The organism is Bradyrhizobium sp. Kon69 (genome assembly GCF_055807515.1).
The window spans coordinates 1-257 of sequence record NZ_JBVVOS010000436.1 but is presented as its reverse complement, the minus strand read 5'-3'; the positions used below and the strand labels follow the sequence as shown (position 1 = coordinate 257).

Annotated in this window: 1 protein-coding gene; it reads right to left on the bottom strand. The window is 66.1% G+C overall.

What is annotated here, in order from left to right:
* Window positions 1-32 precede the first annotated feature (32 nt).
* Window positions 33-257, bottom strand: a 225-nt coding sequence (locus AC0L3U_RS39705; RefSeq protein WP_473365166.1) for a hypothetical protein, incomplete at its 5' end; no start/stop codon positions are given.

The following is a 257-nucleotide window of genomic DNA, read 5'->3' as shown; positions in this document are numbered from 1 at the left end:
ATGGCGCATGGCGCACATCGCATACAGGTTGGTCACGGCGGCGCCGTAGGGTGTTTCGAACGGCGCTTCGCAGGCGGTCTGGGGGTGGCTGCGATGGCTGGCATCCGGTCGCTGGCGCTCTGCGCGGGGGCGCCCGGAATATTCTGCCTGGGCAGCATATTGTGGCGGTGATCGAGCATCAGCAGCGCTCGGCCCGCGCACAGCACCGGGAAGAGATCGAGCAAGCCCATGTCGAAGGAGAAACAGGCGTGGCTCAC